Annotated in this window: 20 protein-coding genes; 8 read left to right on the forward strand and 12 right to left on the reverse strand. The window is 73.6% G+C overall.

Translation table 11 applies throughout. The annotated features are described in order from the left end of the window. Window positions 1-119: 119 nt before the first annotated feature. From rplI to rpsF, 4 genes are read right to left on the reverse strand one after another with little or no spacing between them, the layout of a single operon-like run. Complete coding sequence (gene rplI / locus ACLFMI_RS06285) at window positions 120-566, reverse strand: 50S ribosomal protein L9 (protein ID WP_410946773.1); 447 nt, start codon at window positions 564-566, stop codon at window positions 120-122. A gap of 17 nt (window positions 567-583) precedes the next feature. Beyond that, complete coding sequence (rpsR, locus tag ACLFMI_RS06290; protein WP_010226886.1) at window positions 584-820, reverse strand: 30S ribosomal protein S18; 237 nt, start codon at window positions 818-820, stop codon at window positions 584-586. A 48-nt stretch (window positions 821-868) separates the two neighbouring features. After that, window positions 869-1,417: a single-stranded DNA-binding protein gene (locus tag ACLFMI_RS06295; RefSeq protein WP_410946774.1), complete on the reverse strand. Its 549-nt coding sequence runs from the start codon at window positions 1,415-1,417 to the stop codon at window positions 869-871. Between the two features lie 11 nt (window positions 1,418-1,428). Further along, on the reverse strand, window positions 1,429-1,743 hold the full coding sequence (rpsF, locus tag ACLFMI_RS06300; protein ID WP_410946775.1) for a 30S ribosomal protein S6: 315 nt from the start codon (window positions 1,741-1,743) through the stop codon (window positions 1,429-1,431). A gap of 316 nt (window positions 1,744-2,059) precedes the next feature. On the opposite strand from rpsF, the gene ACLFMI_RS06305 reads away from it, so the two are divergent. After that, window positions 2,060-2,833 carry a deoxyribonuclease IV gene (locus ACLFMI_RS06305; protein WP_410946776.1) on the forward strand — a complete coding sequence of 258 codons (774 nt, stop codon included), beginning with the start codon at window positions 2,060-2,062 and terminating at the stop codon, window positions 2,831-2,833. Window positions 2,834-2,848: 15 nt separating this feature from the next. On the opposite strand, the gene ACLFMI_RS06310 is transcribed toward ACLFMI_RS06305, so the two are convergent. The 4 genes from ACLFMI_RS06310 to ACLFMI_RS06325 form a co-directional block, all read right to left on the reverse strand. After that, on the reverse strand, window positions 2,849-3,514 hold the full coding sequence (locus tag ACLFMI_RS06310) for an NUDIX hydrolase (protein WP_410946777.1): 666 nt from the start codon (window positions 3,512-3,514) through the stop codon (window positions 2,849-2,851). Between the two features lie 82 nt (window positions 3,515-3,596). Next, on the reverse strand, window positions 3,597-5,066 hold the full coding sequence (locus ACLFMI_RS06315; protein ID WP_410946778.1) for a glycosyltransferase family 87 protein: 1,470 nt from the start codon (window positions 5,064-5,066) through the stop codon (window positions 3,597-3,599). A gap of 68 nt (window positions 5,067-5,134) precedes the next feature. Then, window positions 5,135-7,597 (reverse strand): transglycosylase domain-containing protein, encoded by a 2,463-nt coding sequence (locus ACLFMI_RS06320; protein WP_410946779.1) that lies wholly within the window; start codon window positions 7,595-7,597, stop codon window positions 5,135-5,137. A 259-nt stretch (window positions 7,598-7,856) separates the two neighbouring features. Then, window positions 7,857-8,258 (reverse strand): DUF5318 family protein, encoded by a 402-nt coding sequence (locus ACLFMI_RS06325; protein WP_410946780.1) that lies wholly within the window; start codon window positions 8,256-8,258, stop codon window positions 7,857-7,859. Window positions 8,259-8,449: 191 nt separating this feature from the next. On the opposite strand from ACLFMI_RS06325, the gene ACLFMI_RS06330 reads away from it, so the two are divergent. The 4 genes from ACLFMI_RS06330 (at window position 8,450) to ACLFMI_RS06345 (ending at window position 11,954) form a co-directional block, all read left to right on the forward strand. After that, window positions 8,450-9,091, forward strand: a complete 642-nt coding sequence (locus ACLFMI_RS06330) for a PadR family transcriptional regulator (protein ID WP_410946781.1) — start codon at window positions 8,450-8,452, stop codon at window positions 9,089-9,091. A 1-nt stretch (window position 9,092) separates the two neighbouring features. Continuing rightward, window positions 9,093-10,172, forward strand: coding sequence for an inositol-3-phosphate synthase (locus tag ACLFMI_RS06335; protein ID WP_410946782.1), 1,080 nt, complete (start codon window positions 9,093-9,095; stop codon window positions 10,170-10,172). Between the two features lie 353 nt (window positions 10,173-10,525). After that, window positions 10,526-11,128 (forward strand): C40 family peptidase, encoded by a 603-nt coding sequence (locus tag ACLFMI_RS06340; RefSeq protein WP_410946783.1) that lies wholly within the window; start codon window positions 10,526-10,528, stop codon window positions 11,126-11,128. A gap of 73 nt (window positions 11,129-11,201) precedes the next feature. Next, window positions 11,202-11,954 (forward strand): SDR family oxidoreductase, encoded by a 753-nt coding sequence (locus ACLFMI_RS06345; RefSeq protein ID WP_410946784.1) that lies wholly within the window; start codon window positions 11,202-11,204, stop codon window positions 11,952-11,954. Here ACLFMI_RS06345 and ACLFMI_RS06350 read toward each other — a convergent pair. Beyond that, window positions 11,932-12,864 carry a LysR family transcriptional regulator gene (locus tag ACLFMI_RS06350; RefSeq protein WP_410946785.1) on the reverse strand — a complete coding sequence of 311 codons (933 nt, stop codon included), beginning with the start codon at window positions 12,862-12,864 and terminating at the stop codon, window positions 11,932-11,934. The genes ACLFMI_RS06345 and ACLFMI_RS06350 overlap by 23 nt on opposite strands. An 82-nt stretch (window positions 12,865-12,946) precedes the next feature. Between ACLFMI_RS06350 and ACLFMI_RS06355 the strand changes: the two genes are divergently transcribed. Next, complete coding sequence (locus ACLFMI_RS06355) at window positions 12,947-13,924, forward strand: DMT family transporter (RefSeq protein ID WP_410946786.1); 978 nt, start codon at window positions 12,947-12,949, stop codon at window positions 13,922-13,924. Window positions 13,925-13,945: 21 nt separating this feature from the next. Next, entirely contained in the window at window positions 13,946-14,380 is a 435-nt protein-coding gene (locus tag ACLFMI_RS06360) for a DUF1707 SHOCT-like domain-containing protein (RefSeq protein ID WP_410946787.1), read from the forward strand. Window positions 14,381-14,429: 49 nt separating this feature from the next. Here ACLFMI_RS06360 and leuS read toward each other — a convergent pair whose 3' ends face one another. Further along, complete coding sequence (leuS, locus tag ACLFMI_RS06365) at window positions 14,430-17,297, reverse strand: leucine--tRNA ligase (RefSeq protein WP_410946788.1); 2,868 nt, start codon at window positions 17,295-17,297, stop codon at window positions 14,430-14,432. A gap of 262 nt (window positions 17,298-17,559) precedes the next feature. Between leuS and ACLFMI_RS06370 the strand changes: the two genes are divergently transcribed. Next, complete coding sequence (locus tag ACLFMI_RS06370; protein WP_410946789.1) at window positions 17,560-18,063, forward strand: SdpI family protein; 504 nt, start codon at window positions 17,560-17,562, stop codon at window positions 18,061-18,063. A 58-nt stretch (window positions 18,064-18,121) separates the two neighbouring features. Here ACLFMI_RS06370 and ACLFMI_RS06375 read toward each other — a convergent pair whose 3' ends face one another. Together ACLFMI_RS06375 and ACLFMI_RS06380 are read right to left on the reverse strand one after the other, a co-directional pair. Next, on the reverse strand, window positions 18,122-18,826 hold the full coding sequence (locus ACLFMI_RS06375; RefSeq protein ID WP_410946790.1) for a nucleotide disphospho-sugar-binding domain-containing protein: 705 nt from the start codon (window positions 18,824-18,826) through the stop codon (window positions 18,122-18,124). Window positions 18,827-18,955: 129 nt separating this feature from the next. Then, window positions 18,956-19,957, reverse strand: coding sequence for an ABC transporter substrate-binding protein (locus tag ACLFMI_RS06380; protein ID WP_410946791.1), 1,002 nt, complete (start codon window positions 19,955-19,957; stop codon window positions 18,956-18,958). Window positions 19,958-20,003: the final 46 nt, after the last annotated feature.

Consider the following 20,003-nt stretch of genomic DNA (forward strand, 5'->3'; position numbering starts at 1 on the left):
GGGCCCACGACCGGGCCCCGACATGCGAAGGGGCGGTGCCCGGAGCACGAGGCTCCGGACACCGCCCTGACTACGCTCGGTGTTCAGCCGATCACCGCGGACCGTGCCGCGGCCACCGCTCAGCTCGCGATGACCGCGATCGACAGCTCGGTGGTGACCTCCGGGTGCAGGCGGACCTGCACCTGGTGCTTGCCGAGGGTCTTGATGTGCCCCGGGACGTCCACGGTGCGCTTGTCGAGCGTCGGGCCGCCGGACGCCTTCACGGCGTCCACGACGGCGGCCGGGGTGACCGAGCCGAACAGCCGGCCGCTGTCGCCGGCCTTCGCCGGAACGGTCACGTTCAGGTTCCGCAGCTGCGAGTCGACCTGCTGGGCGTGCCCCAGGTCCCGGATCTCGCGGGACTTCTGGGCCCTGCGGATCTGCTCGACCTGCTTCTCGGCGCCACGGGTGGCGACGACCGCGAGGTTGCGCGGCAGCAGGTAGTTGCGGCCGTAGCCGTCCTTGACCTCGACGATGTCGCCCGGTCCACCCAGGTTCGGGATGTCGGCGTTGAGGATGAGCTTCATGTGCGTTCTCCCCCTCGTCAGCGCGCGGTCGAGGTGTAGGGCAGCAGTGCGACCTCGCGGGAGTTCTTGACCGCGACGGCGACGTCCCGCTGGTGCTGCCGGCAGTTTCCGGTCACCCGGCGGGCACGGATCTTGCCCCGGTCCGAGATGAACTTCCGCAGCAGACCGGTGTCCTTGTAGTCGATCGGCTGCGCCTTGTCCTTGCAGAACGCGCAGACCTTCTTCTTCGGCTTGCGCACGATGGCCTTGGCCATGGTGGGTGCTCCTGTGGATCTACCGCCGGTGGGCGGTGCGGACGTGGATCAGAAGGGGGGCTCGTCGTCGGACGCCGCGCCGCTTCCCGCGGGCGGGGCCGAACCCCAGGGGTCGTCGTAACCGGCACCGCCGCCGGAGTTGCCTCCGCCGCCGGAGCCGCCGCCCTGCGGGCCGCCGCCGCTGTCGAAGCCACCGCCACCACCGCCACCGAAACCGCCGGAGCCTCCGCCCCGGCTGATCTTGTTGACCTTGGCGGTGGCGTACCGCAGCGAGGGGCCGACCTCGTCGACCTCCAACTCGACCACGGTGCGCTTCTCACCCTCGCGGGTCTCGAACGACCGCTGCCGGAGGCGCCCCTGCACCACGACCCGCGCACCGCGGGTCAGCGACTCGGCGACGTTCTCCGCCGCCTGGCGCCAGATGTTGCAGCGCAGGAACAGCGCCTCGCCGTCCTTCCACTCGCCGGACTGGCGGTCGAAGGTGCGCGGCGTGGACGCGACGGTGAAGTTGGCGACCGCGGCGCCGGAAGGGGTGAACCGCAGCTCGGGATCCGCCGTCAGGTTGCCCACGACGGTGATCACGGTCTCGCCGGCCATGAGAACCCCTCTCAGTCGGCGACGGGCGCCGGCGTACGGGTGACGTCCTTGCGCAGCACCTTGGTGCGCAGCACGGACTCGTTCAGGCCCAGCTGGCGGTCCAGCTCGGTGACGGTGGCCGGCTCCGCGGCGATCTCGACGACCGCGTAGATGGCCTCGGCCTGCTTGTTGATCTCGTAGGCCAGCCGGCGCTTGCCCCAGACCTCGATCTTCTCGACCGATCCGCCGTCGCTCTTCACGACGGTGAGGAACTGCTCCAGGGACGGCTGCACGGTGCGCTCGTCCAGGCTGCCGTCGAGGATGACCATGACCTCGTAGTGACGCATGAGAACCACTCACCTCCTATGGACTCGAAAACGGTCACGACCCGGGCGGCCGCGACAGGAGGTTCTCAGTGCACCCCGACAACGTCGCCGGCACGACGAGCGTGGACACGGTCGTCGCGTTCCGGAGGAACTCGGGATGCCGGGGCAGCCTACCAACGGCGATCCGGCCCCCGACCTGCGGGTACGCCGCCGCCCGCCGGGGCTCGCCCGGATCGGGAGCCGGGGCTCACCCGCTTGGCGAACGGCGGGCGGGGGGACGGTCCGCGGGGCGAGCGGCTGCGCGATGCTGTCGGGGGTGCTCGCTACCGTGGCACCCATGCAGATCGGGGCACACGTCCGGGACGCCGAGGACCCGCTGGCCGCCGCGGCCGAGGTCGGGGCCGAGGTGATCCAGCTGTTCCTCTCCGACCCGCAGGGCTGGAAGAAGCCGCCACCGCACCCGCGGGCCGGCGAGCTGGCGGCGTCCGGGACCGCCGTCGTGGTGCACGCGCCCTACACCGCGAACGTGGCGTCGCCGAACAACCGGATCCGGATCCCGTCCCGCAAGATCGTGGCGCAGCACCTGGCGGGGGCCGCCGAGGTCGGCGCGTTCGGCCTCGTCGTGCACGGTGGCCACGTCACGAAGGACGACGACCCGGCCGTCGGGGTGGACAACTGGCGCAAGTTCGTCGAGCGGCAGGCCGGTGAGCACGGGTTCGACGTGCCGGTCCTGATCGAGAACACCGCCGGCGGGGACAACGCGATGGCCCGCCGGTTCGACGCGCTGGGCCGGCTCTGGGACGCGGTCGGCGAGTTCGGCGTCGGGTTCTGCCTGGACACCTGTCACGCGTTCGCCGGCGGCGAGGAGCTGTCCGGGATCGTCGAGCGGGCCCGGGCGATCACCGGCCGGATCGACCTGATCCACCTGAACGACTCCCGGGACGCGTTCGACTCCGCGCGGGACCGGCACGCCAACATCGGCTCCGGGACGATCCCCCCGGACGAGCTGGCCGCCGTCGTCGCCGAGGCCGGGGCCCCGGTGGTCGTCGAGACGCCGGCCGAGGGCCAGGCCGCGGACATCGAGTTCCTGCGCGAGCACGCCCGGTCCTGATCCCGGGCGGCCGGGTCACCGCCAGGCGAAGACCGGCTGCTCCAGGTGCGCCACCCGGGTCGGGCGGCCGTGCAGCACGACCTCCCGGAACTGGTGGAGCACCGCGCCGGTGGGGGCGTGCACGTAACGGTCGAACAGCGGCACCTGGATCACCGGCGCGTCCGACTCCGGGATCGTCAGGAACCGGGGGGCGTGGTCGATCTCGGACAGGGCGGGCAGGTGCAGCTCGCCGACCTCGTCGGGGTTCGGCGCCGGTGAACCGGCGCCGCCGCCCCACAGCACCACCGGCGTGATCACGTAGCCGGAGCGAGTGGGGTAGTCGTCGAGCAGCCCGAGGACGGTGTCCGGGCCGAGGGCGAGCCCGACCTCCTCGGCCACCTCGCGCCGGCCTGCCTGCTCGGGCGTCTCGCCGGTGTCGATCCGGCCGCCGGGCAGCGCCCACTGACCGGAGTGCGCACGCAGCGACCGGGCGCGCCGGGTCAGGACGAACGCCACCTCGTCGGCCAGCGGGCCCTCGCCCGTCGCGCCGGGCACCGGCAGCAGGGTCATCGTGACCGCGGCCGCCCGCCTGCCCGCCCGGTCCGCCTCGCTCGCCGCCCGGCGTTCGAGCACCGGCAGGGCCGCCACCACCCGCTCGCGCAGCAGCCGCTGCACCCGGTCCGGAACCACCACGTCGTCCATGGAGGCGATGGTCGCGCACCGCTGCCCCGGTGCTGCGCCGGGGAGACACCCGTCACGACCCCCGAGAGGTACGTCGGCGTCGTCACTCCCTGATCGGACTACCGGCGTGTACCCGTCGATGCAGTGCGTCCGGCTGTGCCCGCGCGGCGGGCCGGGGGCGGGGCCCCGGCCACACCGGGTCGGGGTCCTGTCCGGCGACCGGCTCCGGGCGCAGGATCTGCCGCACCACCAGCACGCACAGCGCGACCACGACGGCGTCCCGCAGCAGCACCGTGAGCAGGAACGGCTCCATCGGCAGGCCCTTGTTCGCGGTGCCGAGGTACTGGAGCATCCGCGGCACCCAGACCAGCGCGTCCACCGCCATCCAGGCCAGCAGCGGCCGCCAACGGGGCAGCGCGAGCACCGCGAGGGGGACCAGCCAGAGCGAGAACTGCGGGCTCCACACCTTGTTGACCAGCAGGAACCCGGCGACGACGAGGAACCCGAGCTCGGCGACGGCGGGCGGACGCGGGGCGCGCAGCGCGAGCACCGAGACCGCGGCCACGACCAGCACCATCAGGCCGAGCACGACCGCGTTCAGCACTGCCGGGGCGGCGCCCGGCGGGAGCGGACCGTCGAACCCGGCCCAGCCGGTGAACCAGCTCAGCGCGTACCAGACCGAGTCGGGGTCGGCCGGGCGCTCGCCGGAGAGCCGGAAGAACTCCGACCAGCCCGGCGGCCAGAGCACCGCCACCGGCAGGTTCACCAGTACCCAGGTCCCGAGCGTGGTCCCGATCGTCGCGCCGGCCCGGCCCAGCCCGCCCCGGTCCCGGTGGCGCAGGCCGACCAGCAGCACCGGCAGCAGCAACAGCAGCGGGTAGAGCTTCGCGGCCGCGCCGAGGCCGAGCAGGACGCCTGCCCAACCGGGCCGGTCCCGGCGCAGCGCGAGCAGCGCACCGGTCGCGAACGCGACGGTCAGCGCGTCGAAGTTGGTGAACACGTGCACCAGCGCGAGCGGCGACAGCGCCACCAGCGCGGCGTCCCAGGGCCGTTCCGGGCGCAACGTGAGCACCGCCCAGACGACCGTCAGCCAGGCGGCCGCCAGCCAGAACGCGGTGACGTCGAAGTACACGACGACGTCCAGCGCGCTCGGCAGCGGCAACCGCTCGGCCAGCCAGACCCAGCCGTCGGTGAGCTGGGCGTTGATCCACTGGAAGAACCCGGTCAGCACCGGGTACTCCATGTAGCCCTCGCCATGGGGGTCCCGGTACGGGACGGCATCGTCGGCCAGTCCCTCCGCCGTGTAGAGCGGGACGGTGTCCGAGTAGCACATGGCGACGTACTGCCGGTCGCCCCGCCAGTCCAGCGCCGCCACGCCGTCCGGGGTGCGATACTCCTGCAGGCAGGCCGCCTTGCCCAGCCAGGACGCCGCCAGCACCACGACGGCGAGCAGCAGCACCACCCGCAGCGGGGTCCACCAGCGGGCCCGCCCGACCAGCGCGTGCCGGCCAAGCGGGCCGCCGACCGTCCGGCTCGCCGAGCGCGCCAGCGGCTCGGTCCAGCTCGGGATCACCCGCTCGCCGGGACCGGTCCGGGCCTGCCCGTCCCCTTCCGCGGGACCGGTGGGACGGGCGGGTCGGGTCAGTTGCCGCCTCCGCCGTCGTCCCCGCCGGCGGCCTCCTCGGTGCCGGGTGGGTCCCCGTCCTCGGACGGGTTGCCGGAGTCGCCCCCGTCACCGCCGCCGTCGCCGCCGCCGTTGTCGCCGCCGCGGTCCCGGTTCCGGTCGTCGCGGGCCTGGTCCCGGTCGCCCCGGTCACCGCGGTCGCCCCGGTCGCCGCCGTTGTCGCCGCCACCGTCGCGCTCGCGGCTGGGCTCGCCGGACTCGGTGGTCGGCGCGGACGGGTTCTGCTCGGTGCTGGGTGCGGTGACCTGCCGGGGCGGCGCCTGACCGATCGGTTCGAAGTCGGAGAACCGCTCGACCGGGGTGCCGCGCAGGACCCCGCTCATGAAGTCCTGCCAGATCGATCCCGGCAGCATCCGGCCGTAGATCGGGTTCCCGGCGGAGTTCCGGATCGGCGTGTTGTCGTCGGTACCGACCCAGACCGCGGTGGACACCGACGGCGTGTAGCCGACCGTCCACGCGTCGTTGTTCTGGCCCTCGGTCCCGCTCTGCACGGTGCCGGTCTTGGCCGCGACCGGACGGCTGTCGGAGAGCCCGATCCGGGACGAGCTCGCGACGTCGGTCATCGACTCGGTGACGTTGCGCGCCACCTCGGGGTCCATCACCTGCCGGCCGTTGTCGCCCGCTCCACGGTCGTAGATCACCCGGCCGTCGCTGGCGGTCACCTTGGCCACCAGGAACGGCTCCCGCCGCATGCCGTCCGCGGCGAAGGTCCCGTACGCCGAGGCCATGTCCTCCGGGTGCACCTCGCGGTCACCCAGCGAGATGCCGCCGGTCGGGTTGGGCAGCAGGTCCGCCGGGATGCCGGCCTGGTGCGCGGCCTCGGCGACCTTCTGCGGGCCGACGTCGAGGCCCATCTTGTAGAACACCGTGTTGATCGACTTGGTCATGGCCTCCTTGACCGAGCAGCTGGCGCAGCTCACGCCCTCGGAGTTGGTGACCTCGGTGCCGGCCAGCGTCTGCGGGGAGGAGCCGTTGTAGGTGGCCCCGAGCCCGATCGGCTCGGGAGCCTGCAGCGCGGCGGCCAGGACGAACGGCTTGAACGACGAGCCGGGCTGCTTGAGCACGGACGCGTAGTCCAGGCCGACGCCGTTGTCGCCGCCGTAGTAGGCGACCACCGCGCCGGTCTTCGGGTTCACCGACACCAGCGACGAGCGCAGCTTGTCCGGCTGGCCCTCCATCACCTTCCGGATCGCCTGCCCGGCCTCCTCCTGGGCCTTCGGGTCGATCGTGGTGGTGATGTTCAGACCCTGAGTGTTGATCTCGGTCTCGGAGATGCCGAGCTTCTCCAGCTCGCTGCGGGCGGCGTTGTAGATGTGTCCCTTGTCGTCACCGGGGATGCCGCTGCCGCCCTGGTTCCCGGCCGACTCGGTGAACTGCGGGAACTGCTGCCGCCCGCGGTCGGCAGGGGTCATCCAGCCCTGGGCGACCATCCCGTCCAGGACGAAGTTCCAGCGCTGCTGGGACATCTCCAGGTTCTTCGCCGGGTCCCAGTTGGACGGCGACTGGATCAGCCCGGCGAGCACCGCCCCCTCGGAGGCGGACAGGTCGGCGACGTTCTTCCCGAAGTACGCCTGCGCCGCGGCCTGCACGCCGTATGCGCCGCGACCCAGGTAGATCGCGTTCAGGTAGTTCTCCAGGATCTGGTCCTTGGTCATCTCCTTGGAGATCTTCGCGGCCAGCACGACCTCGCGGAACTTGCGGACCAGCGAGATCTGGTCCTGCCCGGTGGTCACCTTGATGTACTGCTGGGTGATCGTCGAACCACCGCCGACGCCGCCGGTCAGCTGGTTGATCACCGCCCGCCCGATGCCGGAGATGTCGAAGCCCGGGTTGGAGTAGAACGAGCGGTCCTCGGCGGCGAGCACCGCCTGGCGGACCGGTACCGGAACCTGGTCCAGGGGGACGCTGATCCGGTTGACGTTGTCCGGGCGCACGGTGGCCAGCGGGGCACCGTCGGCGTAGGTGAAGGTCGCGACCTGGGTGACGGCGATGTCCTCGGCGCTGGGCACCGGGAACACCAGCCAGCCGATCGCGAACGCGATCAACGGCCCGATCACCGCGACACCGGCGGCCGCGAGCACCCACTTCCGGATCCGGCGCCGCCGGCCGCCCCGGCCGCCGCCGCCGTCACCGGGACGGCGGCTGTCGCCACGCCCGGGCGGACCGGGCGGGCCGCCGCCACCACCGGTGCGGCCACCGGGGGGCGGCGGTGACCCGGGGGGCGGCGCCGCGGCGGTCTCACCCGGCCCGCCGTGCCCGGCACCGGACTCCTCGTGGGTCAGCAGCGGCGGCGGCCCGGACGGCGGTACCTGCCGGCCGCCGTTCGGCGACGGGGAGCCGGGACCGTTCGGCCCGGGACGGCCGGTCGGGGCCGGCCGGGCGGGCTGTCCGTGCGGCGGCGGACCGGGACGGCGCGGCACCTGACCCGGTCCCGGACGGGGAGCCGGCGGCGGGAGCGGACGCCCCTGGGGAGGCGGGGGGCCGGGCGGCGGGGGAGGCGGGGTGCGCCGGGTGGCGCGATCGTCGTTCACCTGGCGGCTCCGAGAAGGTCGCTGCTCTCGCGGGTCCGCCGGCGTCCGGGTCGGGGGAACGCGGTCCGGCGGGAGTCGGTGTGGCGGTCGGTGACGGCCGGTGGTCCGGGCACCGTCCTCGCCTCCGGCCTCGGGGTCGGGTTCGGGGTCACTCGCCTGCGGTCCTGCGTCCGGTGCGGCGCGGGCGGCGCCCGGTGCCCAGGACGAAGGACCGGACCAGATGGTTCCATCCGCAGGTCCGGCAGACCTCGACCACGTGCACCGTGAACTCGGGGTGGTGGGCGGCGAGCTGTTCCAGGTCGTCGGTGGACCGCGCCGACCCGGACACCTGCCGCAGGCTCTCCCCGAACACCCAGGAGACCTGGGCGAGCTGCTCCTTGCGGCACATCGGGCAGGTCTGGTCGACCGTCGTGCCGTGGAACCGGGCCGCACGCTGCAGGTAGGCGCCGGCGTCGCACGCCTCGGCCTGGTCCACGCGACCGGAGTGCACGGCGACCAGCAGCGCGCGGCGCTGCAGGGCGTAGTCCACCACCTGTCGCGGGCTGAGCACCCGGACAGGGTACCCGCGACCCACGGCACCGGCCCCCGTCGGTCGGCCGGGCACCAGCCGTCGCTGTCGCTCTCGTCCCTGGTGGTGGTCGATGTCCGGCGCGGAGCTGGCTGTGACGGCGATCATCGAACGGGCACCTCGATGTATCGGACCGATATGATTGCGCCGGGCGGTGAGAGGGAGGTGTGTCGGTGCTCGAGTTCGCCATCCTCGGACTGCTCCAGGAGGGTCCGCTGCACGGTTACGAGCTGCGCAAGCAGCTGGGCCGCCGGCTGGGCGGGTTCCGCGCCTTCTCCTACGGATCGTTGTACCCGGCCCTGCGCCGTCTGGTGCGGGCCGGGCTCATCGCCGACACCGAGGAGGGCGCGAGCGGACCGTCCGGATGGTCACGTCGTGGCCGCCGGGTCTACCGGGTCACCGCCGAGGGCAAGGAGCGCTTCGCCGAGATGCTCGCCGACGCAGGCCCGCAGGCATGGGAGGACGGAAGCTTCGGGGTGCACCTGGCGTTCTTCTCACGGACCCCGGCCGAGACCCGGCTCCGGATCCTCGAAGGGCGGCGGCGCACCGTGGAGGAACGCCGGGACGGGCTGCGCACCACGCTCGGCCGGACCGGCGAGCAGATCGACCGCTACACCCGCGAGCTGCACCGGCTCGGGCTGGACAGTTCCGAGCGCGAGGTGCGGTGGTTGAACGAGCTGATCGCCACCGAACGCGCGGAACAGGCTGCCGGTCCGGACGACCGGCGCGACAGGACCACCGGCGGGGACGCCGGAACGGACGCCGGACCCCGGTCCGGCGGGGAACGACAGGACGGACGAACAGGAGATGCCTGACATGAGCCAGGTTCGGGTCGCGGTCGTCGGCGTGGGCAACTGCGCCGCGTCGCTCGTGCAGGGCGTCACGTACTACGCGGACGCCGACCCGTCGACCCAGGTCCCCGGCCTGATGCACGTCGACTTCGGTGGGTACCACGTCCGGGACATTCGGTTCGTGGCCGCGTTCGACGTCGATGCCAAGAAGGTCGGCCAGGACCTCACCGACGCCATCGCGGCCAGCGAGAACAACACCATCAAGATCAGTGACGTGCCACCGCTGGGGGTGACCGTGCAGCGCGGGCCCACCCTCGACGGGCTGGGACGGTTCTACCGGGAGACGATCACCGAGGCGGACGACGAGGCGGTGGACGTCGCGCAGGCACTGCGCGACAGCGGGGCCGACGTCCTGGTGTCCTACCTGCCGGTGGGCAGCGAGGAGGCCGACCGGTTCTACGCCCAGGCCGCGCTGGACGCCGGGGTCGCGTTCGTGAACGCGCTGCCGGTGTTCATCGCCTCCGATCCGGAGTGGGCCGAGAAGTTCCGGGCCGCCGGCGTCCCGATCGTCGGCGACGACATCAAGTCCCAGGTCGGCGCCACGATCACGCACCGGGTGCTGGCGAAGCTGTTCGAGGACCGCGGGGTGCAGCTGGACCGCACGATGCAGCTCAACGTGGGCGGGAACATGGACTTCCTGAACATGAAGGAGTCCGAGCGCCTCGAGTCCAAGCGGGTCTCGAAGACCCAGTCCGTGACGTCCCAGGTGGACCGGGACATGGGCAGGGGCAACGTGCACATCGGCCCGTCCGACTACGTCTCCTGGCTGGACGATCGCAAGTGGGCATACGTCCGTCTGGAGGGCCGCGCGTTCGGTGACGTGCCGCTGAACCTGGAGTACAAGCTCGAGGTCTGGGACTCCCCGAACTCGGCCGGGATCATCATCGACGCGGTCCGCGCGGCCAAGATCGCCAAGGACCGCGGGATCGGCGGCCCGATCCTGTCGGCGTCGAGCTACTTCATGAAGTCCCCGCCGGAGCAGTACCGCGACTCCGAAGCGCGGGACCGGGTGCAGGCCTTCATCCGGGGCGAGAGCGAGAGCTGAGCCGGTAGCCGACCCGTGGGCGGCCTGGTGTCCCGGCGTGCGCGCCGGGCACCAGGCCGTCGCCGTTTCCAGGCCTGGAAATCTCCGGTTCGGAATCTTCTCGCAATTGTCCGTGAGGGTCGTCATTGTCCGATTGTGTCGTGCGTCATTTAGCGAGCCGATATCTGTTCGTAATGTGCCGCCCGGCCTTGCGCGACCGGATCCCACCAGGGGTGACGGGTGCGAGGTCACCGCCGGGCGACGACGCGGGCGGGCTGTGCGGCCGTCCGGCCCCGCCGATCCGGCGACCGGGCACCCCTTCCGCGACGCCCGTCCCCGCGGTCCCCGGAGGTGCGAACCCCGAGGAACATCCCGTGCCCCAGCGACATACCGTCCCGGCTGTCCGCGTCGCCGTCGTGGCCACCACCGCTGCCGCCGCCGCGGTCCTGTCCGTGCTCCCCGCCGCGATCGCGGCCCCGGCACCCGGCGCCCCCGCGCCGGCCGCTCCCGTGACCCGGGACGTCGCGCCCGCCGCGAACGTCCTCCCCGCCGCCTCCCCGGCCGCGGCGCACCCGGCCGCGCAGAACGCCGCGGCCGCCGCCGGTGCCGCCTCGGCCGCAGGCCAGGCCGCCGCCACCCGCACCAGCGCGATGTCCACCGCGATGGCCCAGGTCGGCAAGCCCTACAGCTGGGGCGCCTCCGGCCCGAGCTCCTTCGACTGCTCCGGCCTGATCAGCTACGCCTTCGAGAAGGCGGGCAAGGACGTCCCGCGGACCAGCCGCGCCCAGGCGAGCGCCGGCACCGAGGTCTCGAAGTCCGAGCTGCGCCCCGGCGATCTGGTCTTCTTCTACAAGCCGGTCAGCCACGTCGGCATCTACGTCGGTGGCGATCGGATCGTGCACGCCAGCACCAGCGGCGAGCCGGTCAAGGTGTCCGACATGGCCAGCATGCCGTTCAACTCGGCCCGCCGGGTCTGACGACCTCGCAGCCGCCCGACCGGCCCCGGCCGCCTGCTGCGCGGCGCGGGGCCGGTCGTCGTAGGTTCGAGGCATGACCGCTCCCCGCCGCCCGCTCGCCCTCGTCACCGGTGCCTCGCAGGGCATCGGCGCCGCCGTCGCCCGGTTGCTCGCCCCGCGCTACGACCTGCTGCTCGGCGGTCGGGACGAGGAACGGCTGGCCGGGGTGATCGCGGAACTGGCCGACGCCGGCCCGGTGAGCGCGACCGCGCTGCCGGTCGAGCTCACCGACGACGCCGCGCTGGCCGGGGCGCTGTCCGGGATCGACCGGCTGGACGCCCTGGTGCACTCGGCCGGGATCGGCGAGCTCGGGACCGTCGCGGACACCCCGGCGCAGGTCTGGCGACGGCAGTTCGACGTGAACGTCGTCGCCGTCGCCGAGACCACCCGGCTGCTGCTTCCCGCACTGCGCACGGCCGGCGCCGACGGCGGCGCGGACGTCGTCCTGGTCAACTCCGGGTCCGGGCTCACCGCCCGGGCCGGCTGGGGCTCGTACGCGGCGAGCAAGTTCGCGCTGCGCGCGTTCGGCGACGCGTTGCGTGCCGAGGAGTCCGGCCACGGCATCCGGGTCACCTCGGTGCACCCGGGCCGGGTGGACACCGCGATGCAGCGCTCCGTGGTGGAGCACGAGCGGAGCACAGGCGGAGCGAGCGCCGGGCTGAGCGACGGGGTCTACGACGGGTCGCGGTTCCTGCGTCCGGAGTCGGTGGCCGCGGCGGTGCTGGCCGCGGTGACCGCCACCCCGGACGCGCACCTGACCGACATCACGGTGCGCCAACAGGGCTGAACGGTGCGCCTGCAGGGCTGAGCCCGGCCCCGGCGACCGCCTGCAGCTCCGCCAGTGCGGCCCGCACCGGTGGGGTGCGGGCCGCGCCGTCCCGGAGCACCGCCATGATCGTGCGGACCGGCGTCGGCCGGACCACGCGCACCGTGCACACCCCTTCCGGCAGCCGGGCGGCCCCGAGCTCGGGCAGCACCGTCATCCCGACGCCGGCCGCGACGAACGCGAGCGCCGTCGGGTAGTCGTGCGCCTCGACGTGGAACGGCGGGCTGAACCCGGCCGCGGTGCACGCCTCGACCAGGTTGCGCCGGCACCAGCCGCGGGCGAAGTCGTTGTCCACCCAGTGCTCGCCGGCCAGCTCGGCCAGCTCCACCTCGGTCCGCCCGGCCAGCCGGTGCCCGGCGGGCAGCACGGCCAGGTACGGGTCGTCGAGCAGGTGCCGGGTGCTGAACCCGGGGCCGGGCACGAACGCCGGCCGCTCCACCGCGACCTGCAGGTCGGGCCGGGCCACCGGGTCGTCGGGCAGCCACTCCAGCAGCGACAGGTCCAGCCGGACCCCGGGGAACTCCGCGGTCAGCCGGCGCACCACCCGGGGCAGCCAGGCCGCACCGACCGAGGCGAAGTACCCGATCGACACCCGGCCGGTGCGGCCCGCCCGCAGGTCCGCGACGACCGTCTCCGCCTCCCCGAGCCGGGCCAGGATCGCGTCCGCCTGATCGGCCAGTGCCAGCCCGGCCGACGTCGGCCGCAGCCCGCGGCCCACCCGCTCGAACAGGGTCAGGTCCGTCTCCCGGGACAGCGCGGTGACGTGCTGGCTGACCGCGGAGGGCGTGTATCCGAGGTTGACCGCGGCGCCGGCCACCGAGCCGCTGGCGACCACGGACCGGAACACGCGCAGGCGATGGGTGTCGAGCACGCCGCGACCATACAGCGCTACTGAACCATCCGGAAGAAGAAGTCGCTGGTACTGAATGGTTCCGCCGCGCAGGCTGGACCGCATGGCGACCTCCCCGGCGGCACCCGTTCAGCGTCCACCCGGTCCGGCCCGCGTCCCGTGGGCGGCGCTCGCCGCCGCCGTCACGGTCCTGCTGTGGGCGTCGGCGTTCGTCGGGGTCCGCGCGGCCGGTCACGACTACCCGCCCGGGGCGCTGGCCCTGGGACGCCAGCTGGCCGCGACGGTCGCGCTCACCGGCGTGGTCCTCGCCCGCGCGGCCCGGCGCGGCCGGGCACCGCGACTGCCTCGCGGACGGACGCTCGCCGGCATCGCGGTGTGGGGCGCGGCCTGGTTCGGGCTCTACAACCTGGCGCTCAACGGTGCCGAGCGGCACCTGGACGCCGGGACGACGTCGTTGCTGGTCAACGTGGCACCGGTGCTCGTCGCGGTGCTCGCCGGGCTGCTGCTCGGCGAGGGCTTCCCGCGGCGGCTGCTGGCCGGGATCGCGGTCGCGCTGGCCGGCGTCGCCGTGATCACCCTGGCCACCTCCACCGGGCGGGCGGACACCGCGGGCGTCCTGCTCGGCCTGGCCGCGGCGGTGCTCTACGCCTCCAGCGCGGTCGCCCAGAAACGGCTGCTGCAGCAGGTGGACGCGCTCACGATGACCTGGCTGGGCTGCCTGGCCGGTGCCGTCACGACGCTGCCGTTCACCCCGGACCTGGTCGTCGCCGCCGGCACGGCCCCGGTGTCGGCCACAGCGACCGTGCTCTACCTGGGCCTGTTCCCGACGGCCGTGGCGTTCCTGGCCTGGGGATACGCGCTGTCCCGGACCAGCGCGGGCCGGCTCGCAGCGACGACCTACGCCGTCCCGGCGCTGGTGGTCGCGCTGTCCTGGCTGCTGCTGGGTGAGGTCCCTGCCCCGCTCGCGCTGACCGGCGGGGCGTTGTGCCTGGTCGGGGTGGCGGTCGCGACCCTGCATCGGGCCCGCCCCGCGCGGCCGGAACCGGCCGCGCCCGCCACGACGCCGCTCGCCACCGGGTGACATCCGGCTACGCTCGGAACCATGGGGGACCCGGGGGACGACGGGGGGCTGGTCCGGGTCTCGGACGCCGAGCGTCAGGAGACCGCGGACCGGCTGAAGATGGCCCACGACGAGGGCCGGTTGGCGCTGACCGAGTACGACGAGCGGATCCGCGATGCCTACGCCGCGCGGACCCGCGCCGAGCTGGACACGCTGCTAGCCGACCTCCCGGCGGTCCGGGCGACCGACGTGCCCGCGGTCCGCGAGCGCCGGGCCGCCGAGCAGCGAGCCGAGTCCCGGGCCGAGTACCTCACCCAGTGGCGGTCCTGGGCAGGCACCTCGGTGATGCTGATCGGGATCTGGGGCGTGATCTCGCTGGCGACCGGCAGCGCCGCGTTCTTCTGGCCGATCTTCCCGATCGGCATCTGGGGTGTCGTGCTGCTCTCCCAGCTGATCACCGGCCGGAACGGGGACTGACCCGCCCGCGGCTTCAGGGTTCGAGGCATGCTCGACCCGGTCGCGCGGGTCAGGGCACCACGTTCACCAGGCGGCCGGGCACCACGATGACCTTCTTCGGCTCCGCGCCCGCCAGTGCCGCGACGATCTTCTCCTCGGCCAGCGCGGCCGCCGAGATGTCCTCGCGCGAGGCGTCGGCGGGCACCGTGACCCGGGACCGGACCTTGCCGTTGACCTGGATCGGGTACTCGGCGGTGTCCGCCACCAGGTACCGCTCGTCGGACTCCGGGAACGGGGCGTAGGCCAGCGAACCGTCGTGGCCCAGCTTCTGCCACAGCTCCTCGGCGATGTGCGGGGCCAGCGGCGCCATCATCAGCACCAGCGACTCCGCGACGTGCCGCTCCACCGCGGTGCCGCGCTTGGTCAGCACGTTGTTCAACTCGATCAGCTTCGCCGCGGCGGTGTTGTAGTGCAGCGCCGGGTAGTCCTCCCGGACGCCGGCGATCGCCTTGTGCAGCGACCGCAGGATCTCCTCGCCGGGCTCGGCGTCGACGACGGTGACCTCCCCGGTCCCCTCGTCGACCAGGTTGCGCCAGACCCGCTGCAGGAACCGCTGCGGGCCGACGACGTCCCGGGTCGACCAGGGCCGGGATGCCTCCATCGGGCCGGTGTACATCTCGTACAGCCGGAAGGTGTCCGCGCCGTAGCGGTCGCACATGTCGTCGGGCGTCACCACGTTGCGCAGCGACTTGCCCATCTTCCCGTACTCCTGGGTGACGGGCTCGCCGTTCCACGTGAAACCGCCGGCACCGTCGGCCCCGCCACCCGACTCCACGACCTCCTCGGCCGGCACGTACATGCCGCGCGCGTCGGTGTAGGCGAAGGCCTGGATGTAGCCCTGGTTGAACAGCTTGCGGAACGGCTCCTCGCTGCTCACGTGGCCCAGGTCGAACAGCACCTTGTGCCAGAACCGGGAGTACAGCAGGTGCAGCACCGCATGCTCGACACCGCCGACGTACAGGTCGACACCGCCCGGGTCCGCGGCCGAGCGCGCCAGATCCTTGCCCAGCCAGTACTGCTCGGCCTCCGTCGAGACGAACCGGTCGGCGTTGTCCGGGTCCAGGTAGCGCAGGTAGTACCAGCAGGAGCCGGCCCACTGCGGCATCGTGTTCGTCTCGCGGCGGTAGGCCTTCGGGCCGTCACCCAGGTCCAGCTCGACGTTCACCCACTCGCTCGCCCGCGACAGCGGCGGCTCCGGCTCGGTGTTCGCGTCGTCGGCGTCGTAGGTCTTCGGCGCGTAGTCGTCGACGTCGGGCAGCTCGACCGGCAGCCGGTCCTCGGGCAGGGAGACCGGCCCGTGCTCGTCCCACACGATCGGGAACGGCTCGCCCCAGTACCGCTGCCGGGAGAACAGCCAGTCCCGCAGCTTGTACTGGACGACGCTCTCGCCCGCGCCCTTCGCCGCCAGCCAGTCGATGATCGTCCGCTTGGCCTCGTCGACGCCCAGGCCGTCCAGGCCGATCTCGTCGTTCGCCGAGTTGATCGCCGGGCCGTCACCGGTGAACGCCTCGCCGTCCCAACCGTCGCCGGGGTCCACGGTGCGCACGATCGGCAGCCCGAACGTGCGCGCGAAGTCCCAGTCCCGCTGGTCCTGGCCGGGCACCGCCATGATCGCGCCGGTGCCGTAGCCCATCAGGACGTAGTCGGCGACGAAGACCGGGATCGACGCACCGTTCACCGGGTTCTCCGCGTACGCGCCGGTGAACACGCCGGTCTTGTCCCGGCTCTCCTGGCGGTCCAGCTCGGACTTGCGCGCCGCCTGGGCGCGGTAGGCCGCGACCGCCTCCGCCGGCGTCGCGGCCCCGCCGGTCCAGCGGGCGTCGACGTCCTGCGGCCAGGCCGCCGGGGTGATCGCGTCGAGGAGCGGGTGCTCCGGGGCCAGCACCATGTAGGTGGCACCGAACAGGGTGTCCGGGCGGGTGGTGAAGACCTCGATACCGGTGGAGGACCCCGGCACCGGGAAGCGGACCTGCGCCCCTTCCGAGCGGCCGATCCAGTTCCGCTGCATCGCCTTGACCGACTCCGGCCACTCGACCCGGTCCAGGTCGTCGGCCAGCCGGTCGGCGTAGGCGGTGATCCGCATCATCCACTGCTTGAGGTTGCGGCGGAAGACGGGGTAGTTGCCGCGCTCGGAGCGCCCTTCGGGGGTGACCTCCTCGTTCGCCAGCACCGTGCCCAGCCCCGGGCACCAGTTCACCGGCGCCTCGGAGATGTAGGCCAGCCGGTGCGAGTCGATCAGCGCGCGGCGCTCGCCCTCGGACAGCCCGGCCCAGGCCCGGCCGTCCGGCGTCGGCCGGGTGCCGTCCTCGAACTGGGCGCGCAGCTCGGCGATCGGGCGGGCACGGTCGGCGTCGGTGTCGTACCAGGCCTCGAAGATCTCCCGGAAGATCCACTGCGTCCAGCGGTAGAAGGGGATGTCGGTGGTGGCCAGCGAGCGGCTCGGATCGTGGCCCAGGCCCAGCTGGCGCAGCTGCTGCCGGTACCGGACGACGTTCGCCTCGGTGGTGGTCCGCGGGTGCGTCCCGGTCTGCACGGCGTACTGCTCGGCCGGCAGGCCGAACGCGTCGAAACCCATCGGGTGCAGCACGTTGTGCCCGGTCATCCGCAGGTAGCGGCCCAGCACGTCGGTCCCGATGAACCCCAGCGGGTGCCCGACGTGCAGTCCCGAGCCGGACGGGTAGGGGAACATGTCCATCAGGTAGAACTTCGGCTTCTCCGAGCCGGGCTCGCCCGGGTTCGCGGCCCGGAAGGTCTGCTCGGCCTCCCAGAAGTCCTGCCACTTGCGCTCGATCCGGCCGGCCATCTCGGCGTCGTACCGGTAGGCCGGGCGGTCGGGACGGTCACCGGTGGCCGGTGTCGCGCTCGTCTCGGTGGTCATGTCCGCTTCACCTCGGAAAACACGTCGTCACGGCCCGTACCCGGGGCCCGGAACACGCTGCGCCCCTCCGCCGTGCCGGCAGGAGGGGTCGTCGCTGCGCCGTCGAAACTCCGCCCTCGGGCGGTTCACCGCGGCGCGGCGCCGGGAAGGCCGTGTTGCCACAGGCCGTGTTGCCAGTGGGGCAGCCGCCGCCGGGCCGTGCACATGTGACCAGGGTAGCCGGGGCGGGCATACCGGCTCAGCCGGGTTCTACCCTGGTCACGTGCCTCCCACGCTGCGCCTGGTGCTCGCCGTCCTGCTCCTGCTGGCCGGACCGGCCCTCGCCGTGCTCGCCCTGCTCGGTGCGACCGGGACGCTGCCGCGCAACCGGTTCGCCGGCGTCCGGACCCCGGCGAGCCTGCGCACCGCCGACGCGTTCGCCCTGGCCAACCGGGTCGCTGCCGGACCGCTGGGGGCCGCGGGCCTGATCGCGCTGGTCGGCGGCGGCGCGCTGCTGGCCACCGGCCGGGGCGGTGCGACGCCGTGGGTGCTGGCGGCCCTCGCCGTCGCCGGGACGGTGGTGATGGCCGGGTTCGGCGGGTCGATGGGCGCCCGCGCGGCCGCGGTCACGATCGCCGAGCAGCAGGCCGCACCGACCTGTGGCGGGGTGTGCGCGGGCTGCGACCTGGTCGCGGGCTGCCGCAACGCCACCGGCACCCAGCCGGGCTCGGCGACCACGGGTTCGACGACCACGGGATCGCGTGACGGGGACGCCACCGCGGACTGACCACCCGCATCGGGCCGCTCACCGGTGGCCGACCCGGACCACCCGCGGACGCGCCGGATCAGCGCAGGGCGGCCTCGATCTCGTCGGCCGCCGCGTGCGCCCCGCCCGCCACCGCGATCTCCCCGGCCATCCACCCGAGCCGCACGGACACCTTCGGATCGTCGGCGACCGCCTCCACCGCGGCCCACAGCTGCTCGGCGGTGACCGTCGCCGGATCGAGCACCCGGCCCAGCCCGCGCCCGGCGATCCGGTCGGCGTTGGCCCGCTGCTCGGCCATCTGCGGGAACGCGACGAGCGGCACCCGGGCCACCAGCCCCTCCGTCGTCCCGCCCTTTCCCGCGTGGATGACGAGAACCCGGGCGTGCCGGAGCACGGTGGGCTGCGGGACCTGCGCATACACCTCGACGTTCGGCGGCAGCGCCCCGATCCCGGCCGGGTCGACGTCCCCGATCGACAGCACCACGTGCCAGGGCCGGTCGCCGGCCGTCGAGACGATCGCGCGGTACGGGTCGGGCCGGTCGTTGCAGGCGCTGCCGAGCGAGACCAGCAGCACCGGACGGCCCCCGGGCGGTGGCGCCCACCCGGCGTCCAGGCTGCGGTCGCCGAGCACCGGACCGACGAACCGGTACCCCTCGAACGTCCCGCCGGGACTGGAACGCTCGCGGGACCGTGACCGGCCGCCGGGTCGCGGTCGCCCCTTCGAGGAAGCCCGCACGTCGCGGATCCCCTGCTTCCGCAGGTAGGAGCCTGATCTCAACATCATGACGAGAAAGGTGGTCCAGCGGGTTCACCGCCGAGTACCGGTTCGTCGACCAGTGTGCGTTGCTGACCAGGTTCGGCCAGACCTCCACCGACGGGACCGCCCAGCGGTGGGCCAGGGCCCGGCCGACGCTCAGTTCCCGGGCGGAGCCTTCTGCACCGCGGCCGACAGCTGCGGGACCAGGCGCTCCAGCGCGTAGGGCACAGACAGGACGGTGTTGTAGGACATCGCGCCGGTGGTGTCGGCGTCCGTGATCACCATCCGGCCGTCGGCCACCACCGGGACCTGCTGCAGCACCGGGTCGGCGTCGACGGCGGCGCGCAGCGCGGGCTGGTCGGCGAGCATGACCAGCACGTCGCCGTCGAGCACGCCGAGGCGTTCCGAGGAGAGCTCGGCGTAGAAGCTCCCGCCGGTCTCGATCTCGGCGACGCCCGCCGGCAGGGTGAACCCGAGCGAGGTCATGAACCGGCCGCGGGCGTCGGCGTCGGTGAAGGCGCCGTACCGGCCGTCGAACGGCAGCACGGCGGTGCCGGTCCGGCCGGCGAACTCCGGGTGCTCGGCCCGCGCCTGCGCGAACGCCGCCTCGGCCTGCGCGACGAGCTGCTCACCCTCCTCCGCCCGGCCGAGCGCGGTGGCGATGGTGCGGGTCTGCTCGGCCAGCGGGACGCCGAACGCGATCGTCCCGGCCGGACGGGCGACCACCGGGGCGATCCGGGACAGCACGTCGTAGGTCGGCTGGTCCAGGCCCGCGCTGACGGCGACGATCAGGTCCGGCCGCAGCGAGGCGATCCGCTCCGGGTTCGGGTCGCCGGTCAGCACGACCGGCGGCTCGCCCTGCACCCGGTCCCGCGCCCACGGACCCAGCCCGCCGGTCTGCTCGTAGGAGCTGAACGCGGACAGCCCGACCGGGGTCACACCGAGGGCGAGCAGCGGGTCGGCGTCGCTCACCCCGAGGGCCACCACCCGGGTCGGTGCGGCCGGGATCGTCGTCGAGCCGTAGGCGTGCTCGACGGTGACCGGGAACGGGCCGCCGCCGGCCGGGGCCGGACCGGGGTCCTCCGGCGCGGACGTGCAGGCGGTGAGCAGCAGCAGCGCGAGCAGGAGCCCGGCCGGAAGGGAGCGACGGAGCGGCACGACCGGACAATAGCCGAGGCTAACCTCAGCGGACCAGGGCGCCGGT

Origin of the sequence: Pseudonocardia nantongensis (assembly GCF_046546495.1) — a bacterium.
Lineage (GTDB): Bacteria > Actinomycetota > Actinomycetes > Mycobacteriales > Pseudonocardiaceae > Pseudonocardia > Pseudonocardia nantongensis.

Bases quoted from the DNA above. Each gene is read 5' to 3' on its own strand.
- ACLFMI_RS06310 (WP_410946777.1), bottom strand. From the start codon at position 3,514: ATGGACGACGTGGTGGTTCCGGACCGGGTGCAGCGGCTGCTGCGCGAG.
- ACLFMI_RS06345 (WP_410946784.1), top strand. From the start codon at position 11,202: ATGACCGCTCCCCGCCGCCCGCTCGCCCTCGTCACCGGTGCCTCGCAG.
- rpsR (WP_010226886.1), bottom strand. From the start codon at position 820: ATGGCCAAGGCCATCGTGCGCAAGCCGAAGAAGAAGGTCTGCGCGTTC.
- ACLFMI_RS06335 (WP_410946782.1), top strand. From the start codon at position 9,093: ATGAGCCAGGTTCGGGTCGCGGTCGTCGGCGTGGGCAACTGCGCCGCG.
- ACLFMI_RS06295 (WP_410946774.1), bottom strand. From the start codon at position 1,417: ATGGCCGGCGAGACCGTGATCACCGTCGTGGGCAACCTGACGGCGGAT.
- rplI (WP_410946773.1), bottom strand. From the start codon at position 566: ATGAAGCTCATCCTCAACGCCGACATCCCGAACCTGGGTGGACCGGGC.
- ACLFMI_RS06355 (WP_410946786.1), top strand. From the start codon at position 12,947: ATGGCGACCTCCCCGGCGGCACCCGTTCAGCGTCCACCCGGTCCGGCC.
- ACLFMI_RS06360 (WP_410946787.1), top strand. From the start codon at position 13,946: ATGGGGGACCCGGGGGACGACGGGGGGCTGGTCCGGGTCTCGGACGCC.
- rpsF (WP_410946775.1), bottom strand. From the start codon at position 1,743: ATGCGTCACTACGAGGTCATGGTCATCCTCGACGGCAGCCTGGACGAG.
- ACLFMI_RS06375 (WP_410946790.1), bottom strand. From the start codon at position 18,826: ATGATGTTGAGATCAGGCTCCTACCTGCGGAAGCAGGGGATCCGCGAC.
- ACLFMI_RS06305 (WP_410946776.1), top strand. From the start codon at position 2,060: ATGCAGATCGGGGCACACGTCCGGGACGCCGAGGACCCGCTGGCCGCC.
- leuS (WP_410946788.1), bottom strand. From the start codon at position 17,297: ATGACCACCGAGACGAGCGCGACACCGGCCACCGGTGACCGTCCCGAC.